General features: G+C 47.1%; 22 protein-coding genes and 1 pseudogene. All 23 read left to right on the top strand.

Translation table 11 applies throughout. The features are described 5' to 3' along the window. The first annotated feature begins 2 nt into the window (after positions 1–2). The 23 genes and pseudogenes from ODZ53_RS28850 (at position 3) to cysK (ending at position 20,630) form a co-directional block, all read left to right on the top strand. Entirely contained in the window at positions 3–881 is an 879-nt protein-coding gene (locus ODZ53_RS28850) for a CpaE/TadZ family protein (RefSeq protein ID WP_199927619.1), read from the top strand. Next, positions 878–1,666, top strand: coding sequence for an SAF domain-containing protein (locus ODZ53_RS28845; protein WP_064203243.1), 789 nt, complete (start codon positions 878–880; stop codon positions 1,664–1,666). The genes ODZ53_RS28850 and ODZ53_RS28845 overlap by 4 nt, the downstream gene beginning before the upstream one ends. Beyond that, on the top strand, positions 1,663–2,781 hold the full coding sequence (locus ODZ53_RS28840; RefSeq protein ID WP_372681795.1) for a hypothetical protein: 1,119 nt from the start codon (positions 1,663–1,665) through the stop codon (positions 2,779–2,781). Before ODZ53_RS28845 ends, ODZ53_RS28840 begins: the two co-directional genes overlap by 4 nt. Continuing rightward, a pseudogene (locus tag ODZ53_RS28835) lies at positions 2,781–4,133 on the top strand (ATPase, T2SS/T4P/T4SS family). The gene ODZ53_RS28840 and the pseudogene ODZ53_RS28835 overlap by 1 nt, the downstream one beginning before the upstream one ends. 191 nt (positions 4,134–4,324) lie before the next feature. Next, on the top strand, positions 4,325–5,029 hold the full coding sequence (locus tag ODZ53_RS28830) for a hypothetical protein (protein WP_234126135.1): 705 nt from the start codon (positions 4,325–4,327) through the stop codon (positions 5,027–5,029). Further along, positions 5,029–5,868 (top strand): hypothetical protein, encoded by an 840-nt coding sequence (locus ODZ53_RS28825; RefSeq protein ID WP_372681793.1) that lies wholly within the window; start codon positions 5,029–5,031, stop codon positions 5,866–5,868. Before ODZ53_RS28830 ends, ODZ53_RS28825 begins: the two co-directional genes overlap by 1 nt. Before the next feature lie 13 nt (positions 5,869–5,881). Then, positions 5,882–6,028 carry a hypothetical protein gene (locus tag ODZ53_RS28820; RefSeq protein WP_007725181.1) on the top strand — a complete coding sequence of 49 codons (147 nt, stop codon included), beginning with the start codon at positions 5,882–5,884 and terminating at the stop codon, positions 6,026–6,028. A gap of 488 nt (positions 6,029–6,516) precedes the next feature. Next, on the top strand, positions 6,517–6,840 hold the full coding sequence (locus tag ODZ53_RS28815; protein ID WP_372681811.1) for a hypothetical protein: 324 nt from the start codon (positions 6,517–6,519) through the stop codon (positions 6,838–6,840). A 3-nt stretch (positions 6,841–6,843) separates the two neighbouring features. Beyond that, complete coding sequence (locus tag ODZ53_RS28810; RefSeq protein WP_012683926.1) at positions 6,844–6,996, top strand: hypothetical protein; 153 nt, start codon at positions 6,844–6,846, stop codon at positions 6,994–6,996. Further along, positions 6,996–7,412 (top strand): hypothetical protein, encoded by a 417-nt coding sequence (locus tag ODZ53_RS28805; RefSeq protein ID WP_041749197.1) that lies wholly within the window; start codon positions 6,996–6,998, stop codon positions 7,410–7,412. The genes ODZ53_RS28810 and ODZ53_RS28805 overlap by 1 nt, the downstream gene beginning before the upstream one ends. Positions 7,413–7,467: 55 nt before the next feature. After that, the gene (locus ODZ53_RS28800; protein ID WP_372681790.1) at positions 7,468–8,031 is read left to right on the top strand and encodes a hypothetical protein; all 564 of its coding nucleotides are present in this window, start codon (positions 7,468–7,470) and stop codon (positions 8,029–8,031) included. Between the two features lie 137 nt (positions 8,032–8,168). Beyond that, the gene (locus ODZ53_RS28795) at positions 8,169–8,510 is read left to right on the top strand and encodes a DUF3870 domain-containing protein (RefSeq protein WP_012683929.1); all 342 of its coding nucleotides are present in this window, start codon (positions 8,169–8,171) and stop codon (positions 8,508–8,510) included. Positions 8,511–8,646: 136 nt separating this feature from the next. Continuing rightward, the gene (locus tag ODZ53_RS28790; protein ID WP_172143247.1) at positions 8,647–9,585 is read left to right on the top strand and encodes an ABC transporter permease; all 939 of its coding nucleotides are present in this window, start codon (positions 8,647–8,649) and stop codon (positions 9,583–9,585) included. Between the two features lie 26 nt (positions 9,586–9,611). After that, positions 9,612–10,499, top strand: coding sequence for an ABC transporter permease (locus ODZ53_RS28785; protein ID WP_372681809.1), 888 nt, complete (start codon positions 9,612–9,614; stop codon positions 10,497–10,499). A 5-nt stretch (positions 10,500–10,504) separates the two neighbouring features. Continuing rightward, positions 10,505–11,530, top strand: a complete 1,026-nt coding sequence (locus tag ODZ53_RS28780; protein ID WP_372681787.1) for an ABC transporter ATP-binding protein — start codon at positions 10,505–10,507, stop codon at positions 11,528–11,530. 116 nt (positions 11,531–11,646) lie between these two features. After that, positions 11,647–13,305, top strand: a complete 1,659-nt coding sequence (locus ODZ53_RS28775; protein WP_372681785.1) for a peptide ABC transporter substrate-binding protein — start codon at positions 11,647–11,649, stop codon at positions 13,303–13,305. A 147-nt stretch (positions 13,306–13,452) separates the two neighbouring features. Continuing rightward, entirely contained in the window at positions 13,453–14,547 is a 1,095-nt protein-coding gene (locus ODZ53_RS28770; RefSeq protein WP_172143265.1) for a dipeptide epimerase, read from the top strand. Between the two features lies 1 nt (position 14,548). Beyond that, complete coding sequence (locus ODZ53_RS28765; protein ID WP_372681783.1) at positions 14,549–15,466, top strand: C40 family peptidase; 918 nt, start codon at positions 14,549–14,551, stop codon at positions 15,464–15,466. Positions 15,467–15,491: 25 nt separating this feature from the next. Next, on the top strand, positions 15,492–16,451 hold the full coding sequence (locus ODZ53_RS28760) for an ABC transporter ATP-binding protein (RefSeq protein ID WP_372681781.1): 960 nt from the start codon (positions 15,492–15,494) through the stop codon (positions 16,449–16,451). 250 nt (positions 16,452–16,701) lie between these two features. Next, entirely contained in the window at positions 16,702–17,646 is a 945-nt protein-coding gene (locus ODZ53_RS28755; protein WP_372681779.1) for a sigma-70 family RNA polymerase sigma factor, read from the top strand. 165 nt (positions 17,647–17,811) lie between these two features. Then, on the top strand, positions 17,812–18,684 hold the full coding sequence (hslO, locus tag ODZ53_RS28750; RefSeq protein WP_064203230.1) for an Hsp33 family molecular chaperone HslO: 873 nt from the start codon (positions 17,812–17,814) through the stop codon (positions 18,682–18,684). A 28-nt stretch (positions 18,685–18,712) separates the two neighbouring features. Beyond that, complete coding sequence (locus tag ODZ53_RS28745) at positions 18,713–19,615, top strand: peptidyl-prolyl cis-trans isomerase (protein ID WP_199927605.1); 903 nt, start codon at positions 18,713–18,715, stop codon at positions 19,613–19,615. A gap of 82 nt (positions 19,616–19,697) precedes the next feature. Continuing rightward, the gene (cysK, locus tag ODZ53_RS28740; protein WP_012683940.1) at positions 19,698–20,630 is read left to right on the top strand and encodes a cysteine synthase A; all 933 of its coding nucleotides are present in this window, start codon (positions 19,698–19,700) and stop codon (positions 20,628–20,630) included. Positions 20,631–20,724: the final 94 nt, after the last annotated feature.

Here is a 20,724-nt window from a genome sequence, read left to right as displayed (position 1 = left end):
TCATGTTTCACCAAATGAGCCGCTTTGTCTCCAGGTTCCGTGATTTGGAGCAGCAGGAGTTTTCACAGTCTATTGAGGAAGAGCGGCAATGGAGGATACTTAAAGAAAAGCTTGCTTCTCCACAAATAGTTGAGCAACTGGAGTCGTATCAGCGTAAATGTATTGCGGTTATGAGCTTGTACGCACAGGCTGGAGCTAGTTTTCTTGCAAGTAACCTAGCGTATGCATGGTCAGGAAAAGGCATTCCTGTTACCCTTTGCGAGTTGCCAAAAGTGACATCCTATTATTATTTTGCTCTTGATTTTGAACGTAGAGCTCGACAACAAGTAAGAGATTCTCCTACATCATTGCTCCTCATGCAGAATAACCATCTTCGCATCCAGATAGAATCCCCAGCACGATTTCAGCAGGAATCTTCTCAAACAGATACAGCCAACTGGTTACTACGAATTTGTAAGGATAGTCCTATTGTGGTTATTGATGTTTCTTCCCATTGGAATGATGCTCACTCCAAACATATTTTTGAGCATGCCGACGAAATATGGGTAGTTTTTGATGCCGATTTGGCTAGACTTACCCGCTTGTTCCTGGTAGAGCCAGCCCCTGCTTGGTGGAAGACAGAAAGAAGAAAAATAAAAATGATAGCAAACAAATGGAATAGCCAATTGTCTCGGACAAGCATCATGAAAAAAGTAGAAGGAACGCTCTCCCTATGGGACCAGCAGCCGGGAGCTACACAGGTAACTAATATGATTCCGTTGATGAATGGAGAGAAAACAGCAATGGCAAGCGCCAAAGCCAATCTACTTTTGGAGATTTTCCCCGAGGAAGAAATTGAGTTTCAGTCATTGATTCATGCTTATAAAGGAAGGATGTTATGAAGAAGCAAACATTACTTGTCATTTGCTTAATTTCGTTTCTGCTAGCAGGGTCGTCCTTTTATGCGGCGACTCAATATATTGACGCGATGGCTGCGGAAAAGCTGTTTGCCCCAGTTATTAAGGTAGCTGCAGGGAAAGAAATATCAGCCTTCGAGCCGATTACACAAGATGACGTGATACTCGTACAGGAAGAGGTGGATGAAATTCTTCCAGGTTCAGCGCGCGATTTGGATACTGTACTGGGGAAAAGGAGCACGCAGACAATGTACGAAGGCGAGCAATTATTAGTGGAAAAGCTGACAGATTCGCAGCTTTTACCGGAAAAAGGGGAGGCGCGCTACGAGTTCCCCCTACTATCCATCCATCCGTTAACTGAATTACGTAAAGGCGATCATGTGAAAATTTGGGTCAAATACAAGAGTCTTTCGGAGCTGCAAGACTATCCTACACCACTGCATTTTCGAAAAACTAATGATACGGCAGATCTGTTATTTGAAAGTCAGCTTGCAAGTGTGAGGGACAGTAATGGTATTGAGATCTATACATTAAAGCCAAGCTTGTTACCATCGCCTGATCAGATGGATTCTATCTTTCATGGATCACGAGAAAAACCGTTGCAGAATGGAGAAAAGCGATATCGTGACTACCGGGTACAGCCAACAGCACTACCTGCTTTTATCGGTTTTAATTTGACAGACGAGGAGTATGTGATAATAACCGAGGCAATGTCATATGGGATGCTTCAGGTAGGTCATATCATGGGTTCGAAGGAGCAAGCGTCATGAAAATTTTAGTTTGTTATCCGATGAAGTCACTCGCCAAGACGTATATGCCTATGTACAGTGATGTGCTGGTAGCTGAGTCGGCGGCGGAGTTTTCACGGCTTGTGCAGCTTTATATGCCAGAAGCTTCCGTGATATTTTCCGAAATGTTCAACTCTCCCGTTTGGGAATGGCTTCCGGCACTGAAAGCACAGCTCCCGCCTAACTCACCGTTAATTATTGTCCCTCTCTATCGGGATGAGAAGATGATTGAGAAGGTAGCTGAGGAGTCTAGGCTAGAGCATGTATACATTTTATCAGCCCATTTATCACAAGAAGAAATACGTCATCAGATCAGTCTGATTCTAGGCTTTGTGCAAGAGTGTGCAGATATCGGATCGTCAAAAGAAAAGGGGCTCGTTTACGCTTTATTGAGCTACGGTGCTTCTGGCATTACTACTTTTTGTATTAATTATCCAGTCTTACTAGCGAGGCAGCATCCTGAAAAGCGAATTGTCGTACTTGATATGAATGAAGCTAAGCCAGATTTATCAAGATTCTTCAAGCTCCAACAACATCAATTATCTCTATTTCGTCCTGACTTTATTGATATACAAACAACTGCCAAGCGTAACTGGAGCAATGTCTGCAAACAGAGCGCCCACTTACCTAATCTGTATTACGCACATGCTGCCAGCAAGTGGAAGAGCTCAGAATTAAGCAATCTAATTACTGTGTTTCGTAGGCAATTTGACTATGTATACGTCGATTGGGGTTACTGCTTTCCTGAGTCTGAGACTTTACAGCGGTTGCTTCATACTGTTGACCGCAATCTTTTATTCGTGAGAGCTGATCCCTTTAGTATCGATAGTGCTAGAGAGTGGTTGTATAAATGGAAAGAAAGAGGAGTGAAATGCGAGGTTCTGCTCAGTCATTTAGATCCTGGGCAACCCTTTCGAATTGGAGAGGATGTTTCGGTCTATGGTGTAGTACCACGCATTTCGGAGAACAGGCTCATGCAATCTCATCAGAGCAGTAGCGTATTAATAGAAGAGTTTTTCGCTCCCAAATCGTACATCAGCAGTTTGAAGGAAATTGCTAAGGCGCAATATATGGATAGAAGTGCGGTGTTTTGCTGATGAGAGGGATAGAACGAGAACAACCAGTTAAATCAGACATCCAAACCATCGAGGACATGAAACAAGTAGCAAGAGATTATTTAAATCATTTTGGCAAAACTCGAGAAGAGAAGCTGGAGATGCAACGAATTCTCGCTTTGGCAGAGCAGGGAGACCGTGATAGTCACAACCATATTATTCTTCGCTTACAGCATTATTTTGAGGAAGTCCTCCAACGACCAGTAACCTAACAAATTTTGCCGCATGTTAACGGTTACGAAGGTCTCACCTTTTCTACTTACGGGTGGGGCATACTCGATGCCGTCCTACATTTATCTCCGTGGGTAGAGGAAGTGCGAATTTCTGCAAACCGCAACATTGCGTACCTGGAGCAAGGAGTCAAAAAATTTCTCTCTTACACTCCAAGCTGGAAAGAGGTTGAAACCCTCCAACAAAAGTTGACCAATACAGCGGGTCTATCTTTTAACGAGAAAAAACCTAGATTGAGTGGATACTTACATTCGCTAAAAGCAAGATTGACCATGTTTACTTTCCCTTATTCCAGAGTACCGACCATTCTGGTTAGACGATTTACAACACCTGCTTTTTCGCTCGACCAACTCCGTACACAGCAACAGCCAGCCTTCGACGAAAGAATTCAATGGCTAATGGAACAGCAAGTGTACGGACGAAGCAATGTGCTGGTTATTGGACCGATGGCAGCAGGGAAAACCACGTTGATGATGTGTATGTTGAAGCTGAAGGATCCTCGGACAGAATATATCACGATCTTTGAAAGTGAACACGAGATGCGATTTGGTGATATTTGGCCAGGGGAAGTGATTGAACTCCAAAACGTGGAGGAAATCGGCATTGAATTAGAGCATTGCTTCAAAGACATGTACCGATCAACAGCAAATACCATTTTGATTGGAGAAATTCGTGAACCTATAGAAGCGTACCATTTTATAAATGCCGGAATCAGAGGGACGGACGCTACAATCGGAGCAATGCACGAACGATTTGCTCATAGAGCGTTACATGATCTTACCGATCTTGTTTATCAATACGGGGGGCGGAGTGTCGAGCTAACGCAGGAGAGGATTAGCAGGGCAGTCAATTTTGTCAATTCGCTTACATACCGCAACAATGGTCACCGTTTTATTGATGCCATTCATACGACGGAGTGGAACTCTTCTTTTAATCGAGTTGAATCTATTCCCTTGGTAGGTCGCAACATGCAGACGGGAGCTTATGAATGGACGGGGAATCAACTGAGCCCACATTTAGTTGAATACATGTGTTACGTCGGCAAAGCAGACATTGAAGTGTTGAAAGAGCTACGTCTTACCGATATAGGCAGGCAACTATGATTTACACGTTTCTTTTCCCGGTGTTTCTATGTCTCTTCTCTGGCTTTTTGTTTCTCGGCTTACACCTGTATAAGGGATGGAGAAGCCCACGCGTATTCTTCCCGCGTACAGTTGAGGTATGGAGAGAGAAATTTTTAAGGCATTCTACTCGGCGAATGTTGTATGAAAGCTTTGAGCGTTGGTGTCAAATCGTGGGAGGTACGCCAGAAGGATACTTATTACTATCCATGATTGGCGCGATAGCGGGATTCATCTCGGGTATTTTGCTAGGAAATATGGTTGTATCCTTATCGCTTTTTCTGTTATTCCTCTTGCTGCCAACGCTGATTCTATACGCACGCTATACCGTGCAAATGAATAAAAAAATTAGCTCATTCTGTCGCTTCGTAGAATTGTTTGCCCGTTATTATAACAGTCGCAAAAACATTGTCCTTACTTTTCGCGAAATGATAGAGGAATGCCCCAAAGAGTTACTGCCTGACCTTCTTCTGCTAAACAATAGCCTTTCGGATGGGGGAAACTCGGTTGCGGCAGTGGAGAAGTTTGCGCAGAGATTGGACCACCCGTGGGCTTTTGACTTTGCAACGTATATTTCCAGCGGTTTGGAAGGAGAAACAGAAGATATTCAATCACCACTAAATCGGTTAACGAATGAGATGTTTGTACAACAAGATGAAAAGCATGAGCGTGATAGTGAAATATACTCCATTTGGATCAGCCTGCTAATCGTCATAGCGATTTGCATTTGCTTGATCCCCTACAATCAAGGTTTGCTTCAGGATTCTTACCGTCTCTATTTCTACACGCCAGATGGACAAGCCATTTTAGCGATTGCGGCGACTGTGTGGACTTTTTCGATCCTATTGGCTTTTATTTGGGGAAGGAGATATCGCTAATGCCAATGCTAATTATGTATACCTACCTTGGATTAGGCGCTCTATTTGTTTTTAGTGCAGCGTTTATGATCGGGAAGTATTTGTTTCACAAGCAAAAGCCGAAGCTGTTTGTTTCTGGGGTGTGGTGGGAAAAGTGGGAACAAGCACTCAAGCCTGACGAAGACGACAAATGGGAACAGTTACTTTCACGAGCAGGAAGGCCTTTTGGATGGGGGAAACCAGAGTGGGTGTTTCTGCAATTGTTGACTGGAAGTATGGTTTGCATCCTGGTTCTTATGTGGGTCGTTGTGAGTCGAATGGAATCATTCCCACTTCTGTCGATGTGTCTGGCATCTGCAGGTAGTTACATGCTGCCTTACATGGGCTTGAAGACATGGGCAAATCACAGGGAGGACATGCTGAGCACAGATATCGCCAGATTTATCAATCGTTATGTGACCCTTCTAGAAAATCAGGTGCCCATTTACAATGCCATGGTCAAGGCAGCAAGACCGACTAGAAAGCTAAAAGAATATATCCCTACTTTATCTGAGTGGAACAGAGACCCTAACGAAGCACTTGAGAGCTTTAAACGCAAAATCGGTGTCGACGACGGAATTATCCTCGTATCAAGTATGCGTACAATTGAGACGCTGAGTGAGGGACAAGTAAGTGCAACTATGCAACGAATGGAGTGGGCTGTCGATCACCGAAGAATGTTTCGTCACCGAAAAAAAATAAAGTCTTTAGGGATTGGCTACACGGTCATTGTCTACCCGGCATTTTACATGGGTTTATTGGTTGCTATGTTTCCTTGGTATAAGCTGCTTACAGAAATACTGGATAAATATTTGACCTGAGGAGGAGCAACTAATGACGAAGCTATTATCTATCATCATGTGCATCGTTTTCTCTTTAGGAATAATCGTTTCTAGCTTGTCTGAAATAAACACATCGGTAGTGAGGGAAGACGGACTGAGAGATCGAGCAGTTGGGTGGATCGATAAAGCCATACCTTAAATAAATCACGAACGAGAAAAGGGGAAAATTGAGATGTCGAAAATGTTTTTTATATTTTTAGCATGCGTCATGGTGTTAGGAATTGGTGTTAGCAGTTACGGCAATGAGTTAAGCCCTGCGGCCAACGATTCTGCCGAGAGCATTAACCAATCCATCACATCGCTGAACTATGATACTCGAAATGAAAACATCAACTTTAGGATGCAAAACGGCACATCCTATACGTCGTCTAAATGATGCTGCACATCCACGTACTTCTCATTATTTCGATTATGGTAGGGAGCTTGTGCGCGGTGCTTTGGAATCTCCAACCAGAGGAGCAGCTTAAACAGACACAACAGGAAAGGGTGTATCGGGCAGCGACAGTCATCTTCCACTAAAGAAGAGCTGGCGTTTCTAAAACGATGGTGAAAGCAAAAGTCTTTCTTATTTGTCTACTGGTCCTTCTATTGATCACTTCCGCACTGGGAGCTTACCACTTGTACGCAATGGAAAGGGCGATTGCCCGTGGAATCTATGCTGACTTACTGGATGATATGCAGGACATCGGGTATTTGGAGCCGACGTTAGCAGATTACTATCTTCTGAAAATGAAAGGACTGGGTTGGGAAGTGACAGGGGATACGTTTGCTGGGAGCTGGCCTCGAACCGAGGGCGAGCGAGCTCGTAAAGAGCGGCAGGAGGCGATTACCTTGTCGGTTACCATCCAGCCTTCAAAAGTGACCCAATGGCTGCGCAAATTTGTGGAAGGGAATACATCCTTTTCCTTTACAGGAAGCCGTCCGTCCGAATACTTTGATCCAGGGTGGTAGTGAATGAATAAAATGATTAGCATTTTGGCTGTAATGGCGATTGTTTTGCCTTTGACGGTAGGGTTGCTTCTCACCGGTCCGCAAAATCTCTTTTCGGCATGCACGCAGTTTTTCGGTGATTTGCTCGCTGAAGTAACGCGTTTTGGTACAGGCTAATGGGGCAATTAATCGCTGTGATTCTGAACATTATGGTTATGCTACTCGTTCCATTAGGGCTTTTACAGGTACATACGGTTGTTCAGGCCAGGAACGAATTATTGGAAGTGAGCGCAGCCGCTACGAAATATGTCAGCAACCACGGGGGGACGAGTGAAGCCAACCTGCAACAAGAGGTTCGTGCATTGATCACTCGGGAGCTGCGGGAGAAAAAGCTTTCCATTCCAGATCAGGAGCTGTTTGTCAGTGTCACTCGCACTCGTTCACTCGATCCCGTTCTGTGGAGCCACGAAGATGAGTTTGTCGTGGAGCTGGCAATTCCATACCCCCGCTTTACCTCGTGGATTCCGATGCCAGCTGATTCCTTGCAAGTCCAAAGAATAGGTACAGTTAACATCATGGACTATGATTTGTAAAAGCTCCCGTTAGGAGGCTATCGTTACGGGTATAAATATCTTATCGATTTCTACGATGCTGTTCTTTTTGTTGGTAGGTATGTTTATTGTAGATGCAGACCTCGCCATGCAGAAAAAAACAGAAGTGAAGATACTCCTGGAGTTGTCTAATCATCACGCTACCTTTGCTGTTGATCCTGTACTGAAAACAGAAGGTGTGATTGATCTGCTCGAAGACGAGGCTCTTGAACGTTTTGATGAAAGAATGCATAAGAATGGTGGCTACCGTCGTGAGCAGGCCATGTTCGTCCCTCAAGCAGACAGTGTGACCACTGATCCCATTCCTTTCTCCCGCTATTATGTGGATTTCCGTTCGTGGCGTAATGACCACCAATTACGCTTACAGTACAATGGGAAAACACTCGTGACAGAGCGAGCAACGAAAGGGCCAGCTCGTCCGGGAGGTGGAATGCTGCAGATTACCGTCGTAACTGAGCGTGGGGAGGAATTGCAGCTTGCACCGAAAACAATGGTGGGTCCATCGCATGTCGTAGTTGCCTACATCGACGAGCGACCGTTTCTGCCGATGCTGCCGTCGCATTCGTTTCCGGTCGTATCTGTAGAAGAACTGAAAGATTAGTCAGACTTATTTACAAATTGCGAAATCTTCTGGTACTATGTAGGAAAGTGCTTACCCAGCTTGCGATTGTGAGGAAGTCGCTCTCCGAACATCCCGTTTGCCGGTCCGTTAAGCATAGTAAAAGTGGGGTTATTGATTTGTTTGATAAAGATACCATTTATATCGTAGGCGATGCACAGTCTTCTTCGAACAATCCGATTACACAGCAATTCAGTGCTTTTTTTATCGGATTGGTTGTCGATACTTCCAATGACAAGATCGTTGATGCAGCCTGTTCTTCCACGGTCCAACTGACGTCTGATTTTGCTCGGTCGATCTTTATCGGTCATTCGATTATGGCGTCGGAGGAAATTGGCGAAGAGATTCGCTTTCGGTATTTTGGATCTTCCCAAAAAACATTGATCGCAGCGTTTAAGGATGCGCAAAAGAAGTACAAACAAGCAGTTTCCACGAGAAATAAAGCCACAGTCACCAAATGAATACACCCGCTGCTTTATTTATTCGTATGCACGGCATACACGTAAGTAAAACCCAGCAAATGCCATGATCACGTGCATTTGCTGGGTTTTTTGCTTATTACGAGAGGTCAGTTTCTGATGAAAAGGAGGAGAGTCCTTGCTATCTTTTGTTTTCCGCAGATTTATCTCCATGATCGTGACGTTATGGCTCATCATTACCCTCACTTTTTTCCTGATGCATGCCGTTCCGGGATCTCCTTTTGAAAAAGAAGGAAAGGCATTAAACGAAGCAGTTGCTGCCAATCTGAATGCCTACTATAACCTGGATAAGCCACTACTCGTCCAATACGGGCTGTACTTGCAAAAGCTGGTGCAGTTTGACCTTGGGCCGTCGATTGCAAACAGCTCGGATACGGTCAACAAAATGATCGCCCGTGGATTCCCCGTTTCTTTTCAACTCGGTCTGATTTCTGTCGTCTTTGCGATTGTTACCGGTATTGCGCTTGGTGTAATCGCCGCGCTACGACATAACCGTCTCATTGATTACCTTGCCATGATTATTGCTGTTATCGGGATATCTGTTCCCAGCTTTGTTGTCGCCTCCTTATTAATCAAATATTTGGCGGTCGAATGGAAGCTGTTGCCGACCGCAACGTGGGGGTCTTGGCAGCATGTGATTATGCCAGCGCTTGCATTGGCATTTGGTCCGATTGCGATTATCGCTCGTTTGACTCGTACCAACATGCTGGAAGTGTTGACCCAGGAATACATTGAAACCGCTCGTGCAAAAGGGCTATCTCCAGCGACGATCGTGTTAAAACACGCACTGCGTAATGCGATTTTGCCTGTCGTCACGCTTTTAGGCGCACTGATTGCCAACGTTTTAACGGGAAGCTTTGTGATCGAAAAAATATTTGCGATTCCTGGGATGGGGAAATATTTCGTAGCGGGCATTAATAACCGTGACTATTCCGTCATTATGGGAACGACCGTCTTCTATAGCGCACTTTTGATTTTCCTGATGTTTGTTGTCGATGTACTGTACGGCATCATCGATCCACGAATTAAGCTGCATCGAAAGGAGAGCGAAGGATGATCGTTTCTGATGATTTATTTATCCCCATGCGAAAAGACAATCTTAATGCGGAAGCGATTGTGCGACCTCAACTGACGTTTTGGCAAGAAGCTTGGCTTCGTCTGAGAGGAAACAAGCTGGCTCTGTTGGGGTTGGTAATTATTATATTGCTTGGGGTTATGGCTACGATTGGACCGATGATCTCTGGTCATGAATACGCCAAACAGTCGATTATTGTGAAAAACAAACCGCCGTCGGAAGTGAACTGGTTTGGTACTGATGATTTTGGCCGCGATGTGTTCACGCGTATTTGGTATGGTGCGCGCATTTCCCTGTTTGTCGGTTTGACGGCAGCACTTATCGATTTTTTCATTGGTGTCTTGTATGGAGGAATTGCCGGATATTTGGGCGGGCGAATCGATAATATCATGATGCGCTTCGTGGACATTTTGTACGGCCTTCCTTATTTGTTAGTGGTGATTTTGCTAATGGTCGTCATGGGGCCCGGACTTTTAACCATTATTATCGCCTTAAGTGCGACCGGTTGGATCGGGATGGCCCGGACTGTGCGTGGTCAGGTCCTGCAAATGAAAAACTCAGAGTACGTACTGGCAGCAAAAACAATGGGGGCAAAGCCTTTCTACATCATTCGTAAACACCTGCTGCCCAACACAATTGGCATCATCATTGTCTATGTCACGTTATCTGTTCCATCTGCGATTTTTGCAGAGGCGTTTCTGAGTTTTCTTGGTCTCGGTATTCAGGCGCCAATGGCTAGCTGGGGGGTAATGGCGAACGATGGACTCCCAACCATTTTGTCGGGGCATTGGTGGCGGCTCTTTTTCCCTGCTTTCCTCATCTCGCTGACGATGCTCGCGTTCAACGTGCTCGGTGATGGCTTGCGCGATGCGTTCGATCCGAAGTCAAGGAGGTAAGCAACATGAATAAAACGGAAAAGCTGCTGGAAGTCAGTGGGCTTCGGGTCACATTCAAGACGCATGGTGGTGAAGTGAACGCTGTTCGGGACGTGAACTTTACTTTGAACAAAGGGGAGACACTGGCGATTGTTGGTGAATCCGGATGTGGGAAAAGTGTGACTGCAAGGAGCATCATGCGACTGATCCCGGAGCATATCGGAAAAATCGCGGGTGGAAGCATTCATTTTAAAGGGCAGGACTTGGCAAAGCTGCCGGAAAAGCAAATGCGCGAGCTGCGTGGGAAAGAAATCTCCATGATCTTTCAAGATGCGATGACATCCCTCAACCCGACTATCACCATTGGGGAGCAGATTATGGAGGGAATCATTCGCCATCAAAAGGTCACCAGAAGTGAAGCCAAGCGGCAAGCGATTGAAATTCTCACCTTGGTGGGGATCGCCACTCCAGAAAGTCGTCTAAAGCAGTACCTCCATCAGTTTAGTGGCGGGATGCGCCAACGGATCATGATTGCGATTGCGCTTGTCTGTAAGCCGTCCATTCTTATTGCGGATGAGCCTACGACAGCGTTGGATGTGACGATTCAGGCGCAAATCATCGAGCTGTTCAAAAGCATTCAGAAAAAGACGGGAGTCTCGATCATTATTATCACGCATGATTTGGGAGTCGTCGCCAAGATTGCGGATCGGGTCAACGTCATGTATGCCGGAAAAGTGGTAGAGTCCGGGCCTGTTCGCGACATTTTTTACAATCCGCAGCATCCGTACACCAAAGGCTTGCTGGCGTCGATGCCTCGTTTGGATGCCGATCGCTCCATACCGCTTAGCCCGATACCTGGAACACCCCCGGATTTGTTCAGCCCGCCAATTGGCTGTGCATTCGCTGCGCGCTGTGACTACGCGTTGGAAGTATGTCGGAATTACCAGCCAGCGGAGACCCATGTTCATAGCAAACATGCGGTTTCCTGTTGGTTGCAGGACCCACGGGCGAAGAAGTTGTTAGCGTCGATGCAACCGCCAACGGGGACCTGATTCATAGCTGTCGAGGGCAGTGGTCAAGCCCGGCTTTGTTCGTGTAAAAGAGGGTGTCGGCTGACGGCGCTATCCTTTTACGTCATACAAAAACAAAAAATAAGGGGGAAGAAACAGTGAAAAAACTATCAACATTGCTGCTGACGGCTACGCTGGGGGTGTCCATGCTCATGGCTGGCTGTACATCGGGTCAACCAGCTGCATCAGGTGAGCCTGCACCAGGTAACACCGCTCAGCCAAATGCTCCGACGCCGGGCGATCAAGCAGCAAAGCTCCTGTTGCTGAATAATATCAAGGAACCGACGTCATTGGATCCGCCGATTGGCTTCGATGAGCCGTCCTATAACATTTTGAACAACTTGATGGAAGGCTTGACTCGCCTCGACGAAAATCAAAAGCCTCAACCAGCGGCTGCTTCCGAATGGACGGTCTCCGTGGATGGAAAAACCTACACCTTTACTCTGCGTGACAACAAATGGTCCAATGGTGAACCGGTAAAGGCTCAGGACTTCGAATTCGCGTGGAAACGCATGCTTGATCCTGCACTGGCCTCTCCAGCGGCATCCCTCGCGTATATTATTGAGGGAGCGGAGGCCTATAACAGTGGTAAAGGACCGGCGGATGGCGTAAAAGTAAAAGCGTTGGACGACAAAACACTAGAGGTCGTGCTCGCTCAACCAGCTTCCTGGACGCTCCTGTTGGCATCAAACCCGGCTTTCTTCCCTGTTCACAAAGCAACTGTAGAAAAAGATCCGAAATGGGCAGCAGAAGCAGCAAGCTTTGTCGGAAACGGGCCATTCAAGCTGACAGAATGGGCGCATGACAGTGAACTGAAAATAATGAAGAGCGATACGTACTGGGATGCAGCAAACGTAACGCTGCCCGGTGCTATTTGGAAAATGATTGATGACGAGAATACCGAGTATCAAATGTTTACGAACGAAGAGCTGCACAGAACGACAACCGTTCCTGCAGACATGGCAGACCAATTGTTCAAAGATGGCAAAGTATTCGTGCGTGATGGAGCGGGAACAGAGTTCTATCGTTTCAACGTAACGAAGGAGCCATTTGATAACGCCAATATTCGTAAAGCCTTCAGCTTGGCGATTGACCGTAAGACACTGGTCGACCTAGTGCTGATGCGTCAACAAAAGCCGGGAACAGGCTTCGTATCTTATGGTTTGCCTGATGCCAACGGTGAAGGACAATTCCGTGAGGTAGGCGGAGAATTGGTGAACTTCAACCCAGATGAAGCGAAGAAGCTCCTGGAACAAGGAATGAAAGAAAAAGGCTACACAAAGCTCCCAGAGGTTACACTCACGTACCGCAGCGGAACGGCTAACGAAAAAACGGCACAAGCCGCGCAAGAAATGTGGAAGCAGACGCTGGGGGTAGATGTGAAGCTGCAAAAGGTAGAAGGAAAAGTTTTGACGGATATGCAAAAGCAATTGCAGTATCAAATTGCTCGTTCTTCCTGGTTGCCTGACTTCGGAGATGCGATCAACTTCCTCGACATTTTCCAATCGAAGGCAGCAAGCAATCGTACGGGCTGGAGCAATGCGCAATTCGACAAGCTGATCCAAGACGCATACAAGGAGCCAGACGATGCAAAACGTCTGAAGCTGCTGCATGATGCAGAAAAAATCTTGGTGGATGAAGCGCCAATCGCACCGCTTTATTTCTACAACACTTCCTTGCTCTCAAGCGACAAAGTGAGCGGTGTACAAAGCTCTTCACTGAGCTATACAGACCTGAGAAAAGCTGTCGTGAAGTAAGAAAGAGTGAGTTGGGAGAAGTCATTTCAGGTGGATGGAATGACTCTCCCCCTTTTTTGCTAGAATTTTTAATAGTGCTATAATTTAGTATGTCTATTAGAAAAAACACGAAAGAAAGCACGAGTGCTGGAGAAGATGGAGGAAAACATGATTATTCAAGCCATCGAAGTAAAACGAATATCTGTTCCATTGAAAAAGCCTTTTAAAACGGCTTTGCGTACGGTGCATAGTCTGGAATCGGTTCTGGTGAAAATTACCTGCGACAACGGTATGGTCGGGTGGGGCGAAGCTTCGGCTACTGTCGTCATTACCGGAGACAGCATCGAAAGCATCGAGTCGGCAATTATGAATACGATGAGACCTCAGCTCATCGGCTTGAATTTGCTTGCCTATGAACGAGTTTTCCAAACCTTGCACCAATCCATGGTAGGAAATACGAGTGCGAAGGCAGCGGTAGACATTGCGTTGTACGACCTCATTTCTCAGCGCGCAGGAATGCCGTTGTATCAATTCCTGGGTGGCTACCGTGACCAATTGGAGACGGACTATACCGTCAGCGTGAACTCTCCGAAAGAAATGGGCGAGGATGCTGCTGCCTATCTCAAGCAAGGCTTTCACGTACTGAAAATCAAGGTCGGCAAGGACAATATCGAGGATGACATTTTGCGCATCCAAGAAATTCGCAAATCCGTGGGCAATCAGGTGAAGATTCGTCTTGATGCCAACCAGGGATGGAATGTAAAAGAAGCGGTGCAATCCATTCGCAAAATGGAGGACATGGGTCTTGGCATCGAGCTCATTGAGCAGCCTGTAAAAGCGCATGATCTGGAAGGCTTGAAGCGGGTAACAGATTCGGTCGATACGCCCATCATGGCTGACGAGAGTGTGTTTTCACCAGCGCAGGCCCTGCAGGTTTTGCAAAACCGTGCAGCTGACATGATTAATATCAAGCTGATGAAGGCTGGCGGCATTTACAAAGCACAATTGATCAACCAATTGGCTGAAGAGTACGGTATTCCATGTATGGTTGGCAGTATGATCGAATCGCGTCTGGCTGTATCAGCAGCAGCGCATTTTGCAGCCAGCAAGAAGAACATCACCCGTTTTGATTTTGATGCTCCATTGATGCTTTTGCACGACGGCATAGAAGGTGGCGTAACATACGAAGGTCGCTTGATGCGCATGCCAGAAGAGTCTGGGCTTGGTATTCGTTCCGTCAGCCTGTGGGAGGGGGAGAACTAAGATGAAATCTGCCATTGTTTCTGTCTCTGTTGCCACAGTGTGGACCAAGCCGGAGTCGCCGCGTGATATTGACCAAGTAGCACTCAAATCCCCGGTAGATGCACGAGGCTGGCTCGCTTCCCTAACTGTGGAGGAGAAGCTTGGTTTTTACGACAATAACGCGATTCAAACACAAGCACTGTACGGTACCCGCGTAGAGGTAGTCGAGGAGCAAGGGGAATGGTCACAGGTTCTGATTCCTGATCAGACTACGAACAAAAACGCAACAGGCTATCCCGGCTGGATTCCGTCTCGCCAGCTAGCACCGTGGTCAGATGCTTTTGAGGTACAGCAAGGCCAAAAGCTAGCGATGGTCACAGCGGCGTTTACCCGTCTACATACAGCCGACAAAAAGCCAGACCTGGAGCTTGCCTTTTTGACCAAACTGCCGCTGATTGAGGAAACAGCAGACTGGGTAACGGTAGCGACACCGAACGGCACAGGACTTTTGCCAAAAGCTGACGTCCAAATTGTGAATGCAAACAAGCCCATCGAGCTTTCCGGTAATCGTGGAGAGGCAATCGTAGAGGCGGGCAAGCGATTCCTCAACCTGCATTATTTATGGGGCGGCATGTCCTCTTACGGGTATGACTGCTCAGGATTTGCGTACAACATGCACCGATCCGTCGGTCTCCAGATTCCGCGTGATGCATCTGATCAGGCAAAAGCCGGACAGCTCGTGGAAAAAGAAGCTTTGCTTCCGGGCGATCTGCTGTTTTTTGCCCATGAAGAAGGGAAAGGCAGAGTCCATCACGTGGGCATTTATATGGGGAATGGTGAAATGATTCATTCTCCGGATTCGCGAAGTGCCATCGAGATCGTCAAGCTGGATGGCTACAAGCTCGAAAAGGAACATTGCGTCTCCAGACGATACTGGTAAACGGATAACGGGGAGGAGTGGCCAGATGCAACGAAAGAAGCTGGTCCAGGTAAAGAACCTGACAAAGACCTTTACGTTGGGTAAAGGGCTCTCACTTACGGCAGCGGACAATGTTTCCTTCGATATATACGAGGGGGAAACGTTTGGACTGGTAGGGGAATCTGGCTGCGGCAAATCGACCACAGGCCGTACAATCATCGGGTTGTATCAGCCGACGACAGGTGAGGTTATTTTTGACGGGAAAAATGTCCATCAGGCATCATCTGCTGAGCGGAGCAAGCTGACACGCCATATGCAAATGATTTTTCAGGACCCGTATGCTTCTCTGAACCCCCGAATGAACATTTCAGAAATCATTTCGGAGGGCTTGCATCTAAATGGGCTATATAAAGGGAAGGAACGGATGAATCGTGTGATCGAGCTGTTGGAGATGGTTGGCTTGCAGAAAGAGCATGCCAACCGTTTCCCGCACGAGTTCAGTGGTGGTCAGCGACAGCGGATAGGGATTGCGCGGGCACTTGCCGTCAATCCTACCTTTATCATTGCCGATGAGCCGATTTCCGCACTCGATGTTTCGGTTCAGGCACAGGTCGTTAATTTAATGAAGAAATTGCAGCAGGAACAAAAGCTGACGTACTTGTTTATCGCGCATGATTTGGCGATGGTCAAGCACATCAGTGACCGTATTGGCGTCATGTACCTGGGCAATATGGTCGAGATGACTGCCAGTGAAATCCTTTACGAATCACCGAAGCATCCTTACACGCAGGCGTTGTTGTCGGCCATTCCTGTCCCCGATCCTGATTTGGAGAAAAGCCGCGAGCGTACCATTATTGAAGGTGACGTTCCGAGCCCGATCAATCCACCTAGCGGCTGTGTGTTCCGTACGCGCTGTCCAGTAGCCAAAGCCGTATGCGCCGAAAAGAAGCCTATCTGGCAGGAAGTGGACACTAACCACTTCGTCGCCTGTCACCTGTATCAGTAGCCTTCGTTTTTATCAGAAGATTCGACATTGTCTTTTTGCCATCCTTGGTTAATGAGGATGGCTTTTCTTCATAAACTTTTAACTCTAGCCTATGAAAGGGCTTTCATCAACTATTCTGAGAGGAGAACTGTTAATATTCTGTTAACTGGCAGGAATCGGACAGGTTTTGTCGAAATACGGATACAGTAAAACATTCCGTGACTCACCTACTTCATCGTGATCTTCCATTCCAGAGAAGTGAGGGTTGCATATGACTCTGAGTACCTCCTCGTTCCATTCAACTCCCCGTCGTTGGCGGGAAGTGGAGACACAGTTGGGAATTGTTGTCCCTAGATCGCTTCGATCGGACACTTCTGCTCTACTGTTTTTGGAAAGCGTCGCTGCAACACCTATGTTGGACAAAGAAGAAGAGCTTGCTTGCCTGATTCGCTATCAAAGGGATAGCGATCTTGAAGCACGTGAAACGATTGTGCGCGCCTATTTACGATACGTAGTTAGTACCGCTTTGCGCCATTTGAAAAGAGGGATGCCGTTCCTGGATTTGATTCAGGAGGGCACGATAGGTTTGTTTACCGCGATTGACAAATTTGATGTGGGACGAGGCGTGCGTCTCTATCATTACTCGCACTGGTGGATCTCTCAAGCGATCACCCGTGCCATCAACGACAAAGCAACTCTGATTCGCATTCCTGTCCACATGCATGAGCAGATTCGCCAGTATCAAAAGCAAGTACTACATCTCGTCCATGCTTTGAACCGGACGCCAGATCGGCAGGAGATTGCCGTACTCCTGGATATTCCATTAGAAAAGGTGGAGGCCATTGAACTGGCTCTCATGATGAAGATGGAATCCATCGACGCAGAACTGGACAGTGAGAAATGGCAGGCCTGGCATGAAGACGAGAGCTTGAGCTACGCAGAAATCATGGATGATGGGTTGTCCTCGCTGGATGACTGGATTGAAAAAGTAGACCTTCGCTCGCAAATGCGCGCAGCGTTGGATCGACTTAGTCCCCGCGCCCAAGAAATTATCTCCATGCGTTATGGTCTCTATGATGATCAAGTGTACACGCTGGAGGAAGTGGGGAAAATGTTTGGTCTTACCCGCGAGCGTATTCGCCAAATTGAAGCGACGACGATTGACCGATTGCGAACGCAAAAAGCCTCGCACGTATTAAAAGATTATTTAACCTAACATAGGATTTAGTTATTTCGGCCCCTCTTCGTACAGAGGGGTTTTTTCTGTCAGAAATATGATCGAATTCGCAAAGTGTCAGACTCACAGCGGGAGAGGCGTAGTCTTTTTCTCCTTGTGGTAAACTGGTAAGATAGCTTCATGATTGAAAAGGAGGATCGCTACATGGGCGATTATATGATAAGAGCAACTGGTTTTAATGGGCATGTTCGTGCATTTGCCGCACGCACGACAGAATCTGTTGAAGATATGCGTCGTCGTCACGACATGTGGAATACAGCGACAGCCGCAGCGGGACGTACGCTGACCATTACCTTGATGATGGGCGCTATGTTAAAAGGAAACGAGAACCTCCATGTCAAAGTAAAAGGAGGCGGACCAATCGGGCAGATCATGGCGGAAGCAAACGCACATGGTGAAGGAATCGCGTATGTATCTAACCCGCACGTCCACTTTGAGCTAAACGATAAAGGCAAGCTCGATGTAGCACGTGCAGTGGGAACAGACGGATTTGTGTACGTAACGAAAGATCTCGGTCTCAAGGAGCCGTATCAAGGCAGCGCGCCGATCGTCTCTGGTGAGATTGGGGAAGACTTCACGTATTATTTTGTGATGTCCGAGCAAACGCCTTCAGCAGTAGGGGTGGGTGTACTGGTTAATCCTGAGGACCGTTCTGTTTTGGCTGCGGGTGGTTTTATTCTTCAGCTGTTGCCGAATACGCCTGAAGAGGTTGTGGCAGCCATTGAAGAGCGCCTGGGACAGCTTCCACAGGTTTCTCGCATGATTGGCGAAGGTTTGACTCCTGAAGAGATTTTGGCCCGCGTATTGGATGAGCCAAAAATCCTGAGCCGCACGGAGATTCAATTTAGCTGCAAATGTTCAGCGGATAAGGTAGTTCAGGCACTGATCAGCATGGGACGCGAAGAAATGGAAGGTCTGATTGAGGAACAGGGCGAGGCAGAAGTACACTGTCATTTCTGTAATGAACGTTACCATTATGACAGATCCGCGTTGGAAGACATCCTGAAAGACATGTAAGCGCGGCGTCAAGTAGGGGAGTGTTGGCATGACCAACGTAAAAGGGTTGTGGGCATTCATTGGGGCGCTTGTATTGTTGCTGCTTGCCGTTACCTGGGCATGGTACCAGGCATCAGGCAAGCTGCAGCCTGCCGCCATCGTAGGGGATAAGACGATTAGCAACGACGAGTATGTAACGGCGCTGAAACAAAAGTTCGGTAAGCAAGTGCTAAACGACATGATTAATCGGGAAGTCGTTTTTCAAGAGGCGAAGCGATCCGGCATTACGGTTGATCCGAAGCAGCTGGAGCAAGAGCTTTCCCAGATTCGCGACAGTTACGGCAGTCGGACAGACAGCGAGTTTGAGGCTGCGCTAATCAAACAAGCGGGAACGACCGTGGAAGCCCTGAAGCAGGAGATTTCTTATCAAATCCTGCTGCAAACCCTTGCAACGAAGGACATGACCATCAAGGATGAAGAATTAATAAACGTCTACAATAGCCGATCTGACCGTTATACCCGACCGATGCAGGTGCGTTTAGGACAAATCGTCGTGGCTTCACAAAAAGAAGCGGAACAAGTTTTGGCTGATTTAAAAAACGGGGCCGACTTTCAGACGATTGCCAAAGCGCGTTCGATTGATGCGGATACAGCGGTGAATGGCGGCGATGTAGGCTGGGTTTCCATCAAGGATAATCGATTGCCTGACGAGGCGAAGCCCATTGTAGAAAAGCTGGAGAAAGACAAATATAGCGAAGCAATCAAAATACAAGATCAATACGTCATTTATCAACTGACAGAGCGCAGGGAAGCCAGTCAACGGACGTTTGAAGAGGTAAAAGATGAGCTTCGCCGAGAAATCGCATTTGCCCAGGTTGAGTCGCTGGATGTCGTGCTGGAGCGATTGCGAAAATCGGTAGGAGTCCAGATATCTGGGCAAATGCCTCATTGACCAAATAGGCTACCGTTGATATAATTATGTCAATAAATCCTAGCGTTTTACTCGGTTATGAAAAATAGGAGGGGCAGAACATATGCGCGTGGCTAATTCCATTACCGATTTGATTGGATTTACTCCGCTTGTAAAGCTGAATCGTGTTGTCACCGAAGATATTGCAGACATTTACTTGAAGCTGGAGTTCTTCAACCCGGGCAGCAGTGTAAAAGACCGAATTGCGTTGTCGATGATTGAGGCAGCAGAGGCAGATGGGAGTCTAAAACCGGGTGATACCATCATTGAACCTACGAGCGGAAATACCGGTATTGGACTCGCGATGGTTGCTGCTGCAAAAGGATATCGTGCTATTCTGGTCATGCCAGAGACGATGAGTATGGAGCGACGCAACCTGTTGCGTGCTTATGGTGCGGAGCTGGTTCTCACACCAGGCAGCGAAGGGATGGGCGGAGCGATTCGCAAAGCGGAAGAGCTGGCGAAAGAAGATAGCTCTTATTTCATTCCGCAACAATTTAAAAATCTAGCAAACCCGGCCATTCACCGCGAGACCACTGCCCGTGAGCTGCTGGACCAAGCGAAGGAAATTGGCGGCGTAGATGCGTTTATTTCCGGTATCGGTACAGGCGGAACGATTACGGGTGTAGGGCAGGTTCTCCGTGAACACTATCCGAATGTACAAATCGTGGCTGTTGAGCCTGCGGCTTCGCCAGTTTTGTCTGGCGGCAAACCAGGTCCACATAAGATCCAAGGTATCGGGGCTGGCTTTGTCCCGGATATTCTCGATACACAAATTTACGACGAAATCATTAAGGTAGAAAACGAGGACGCTTTTGAAACCGCGCGTCGTGTAGCTCGTCAGGAAGGCATTCTCGGCGGGATTTCTTCTGGAGCAGCGATCCATGCGGCTCTGCAAGTAGCAGCGAAGCTGGGCAAAGGTAAAAAAGTGATCGCTATCATTCCTTCGAATGGGGAGCGTTATTTGTCCACGCCTCTGTATCAGTTCGAAGATTGATTGTAAAAATATACCAGTATGACCACGAAGCGCACGTTGGCGACGTGGTCTTTTCTTTTTGTGTCAGGCAACTATATAATGAACGGATAAATAG

Origin of the sequence: Brevibacillus sp. BD137 (genome assembly GCF_041644655.1) — a bacterium.
In the GTDB taxonomy this organism is placed as follows: Bacteria; Bacillota; Bacilli; order Brevibacillales; family Brevibacillaceae; genus Brevibacillus; species Brevibacillus brevis_D.
The sequence above is the reverse complement of the archived record's forward strand: the minus strand, read 5'-3'. Positions and strand labels throughout refer to the sequence as shown.

Excerpts from the sequence above, each read along its gene's own strand:
- ODZ53_RS28745 (WP_199927605.1), top strand. The coding sequence starts at position 18,713 with ATGACCAACGTAAAAGGGTTGTGGGCATTCATTGGGGCGCTTGTATTG.
- ODZ53_RS28815 (WP_372681811.1), top strand. The coding sequence starts at position 6,517 with ATGGAAAGGGCGATTGCCCGTGGAATCTATGCTGACTTACTGGATGAT.
- ODZ53_RS28780 (WP_372681787.1), top strand. The coding sequence starts at position 10,505 with ATGAATAAAACGGAAAAGCTGCTGGAAGTCAGTGGGCTTCGGGTCACA.
- ODZ53_RS28825 (WP_372681793.1), top strand. The coding sequence starts at position 5,029 with ATGCCAATGCTAATTATGTATACCTACCTTGGATTAGGCGCTCTATTT.
- hslO (WP_064203230.1), top strand. The coding sequence starts at position 17,812 with ATGGGCGATTATATGATAAGAGCAACTGGTTTTAATGGGCATGTTCGT.
- ODZ53_RS28850 (WP_199927619.1), top strand. The coding sequence starts at position 3 with ATGTTTCACCAAATGAGCCGCTTTGTCTCCAGGTTCCGTGATTTGGAG.
- ODZ53_RS28770 (WP_172143265.1), top strand. The coding sequence starts at position 13,453 with ATGATTATTCAAGCCATCGAAGTAAAACGAATATCTGTTCCATTGAAA.
- ODZ53_RS28765 (WP_372681783.1), top strand. The coding sequence starts at position 14,549 with ATGAAATCTGCCATTGTTTCTGTCTCTGTTGCCACAGTGTGGACCAAG.
- ODZ53_RS28840 (WP_372681795.1), top strand. The coding sequence starts at position 1,663 with ATGAAAATTTTAGTTTGTTATCCGATGAAGTCACTCGCCAAGACGTAT.
- ODZ53_RS28800 (WP_372681790.1), top strand. The coding sequence starts at position 7,468 with ATGCTGTTCTTTTTGTTGGTAGGTATGTTTATTGTAGATGCAGACCTC.
- ODZ53_RS28785 (WP_372681809.1), top strand. The coding sequence starts at position 9,612 with ATGCGAAAAGACAATCTTAATGCGGAAGCGATTGTGCGACCTCAACTG.
- cysK (WP_012683940.1), top strand. The coding sequence starts at position 19,698 with ATGCGCGTGGCTAATTCCATTACCGATTTGATTGGATTTACTCCGCTT.
- ODZ53_RS28810 (WP_012683926.1), top strand. The coding sequence starts at position 6,844 with ATGAATAAAATGATTAGCATTTTGGCTGTAATGGCGATTGTTTTGCCT.
- ODZ53_RS28755 (WP_372681779.1), top strand. The coding sequence starts at position 16,702 with ATGACTCTGAGTACCTCCTCGTTCCATTCAACTCCCCGTCGTTGGCGG.
- ODZ53_RS28845 (WP_064203243.1), top strand. The coding sequence starts at position 878 with ATGAAGAAGCAAACATTACTTGTCATTTGCTTAATTTCGTTTCTGCTA.
- ODZ53_RS28805 (WP_041749197.1), top strand. The coding sequence starts at position 6,996 with ATGGGGCAATTAATCGCTGTGATTCTGAACATTATGGTTATGCTACTC.
- ODZ53_RS28760 (WP_372681781.1), top strand. The coding sequence starts at position 15,492 with ATGCAACGAAAGAAGCTGGTCCAGGTAAAGAACCTGACAAAGACCTTT.
- ODZ53_RS28820 (WP_007725181.1), top strand. The coding sequence starts at position 5,882 with ATGACGAAGCTATTATCTATCATCATGTGCATCGTTTTCTCTTTAGGA.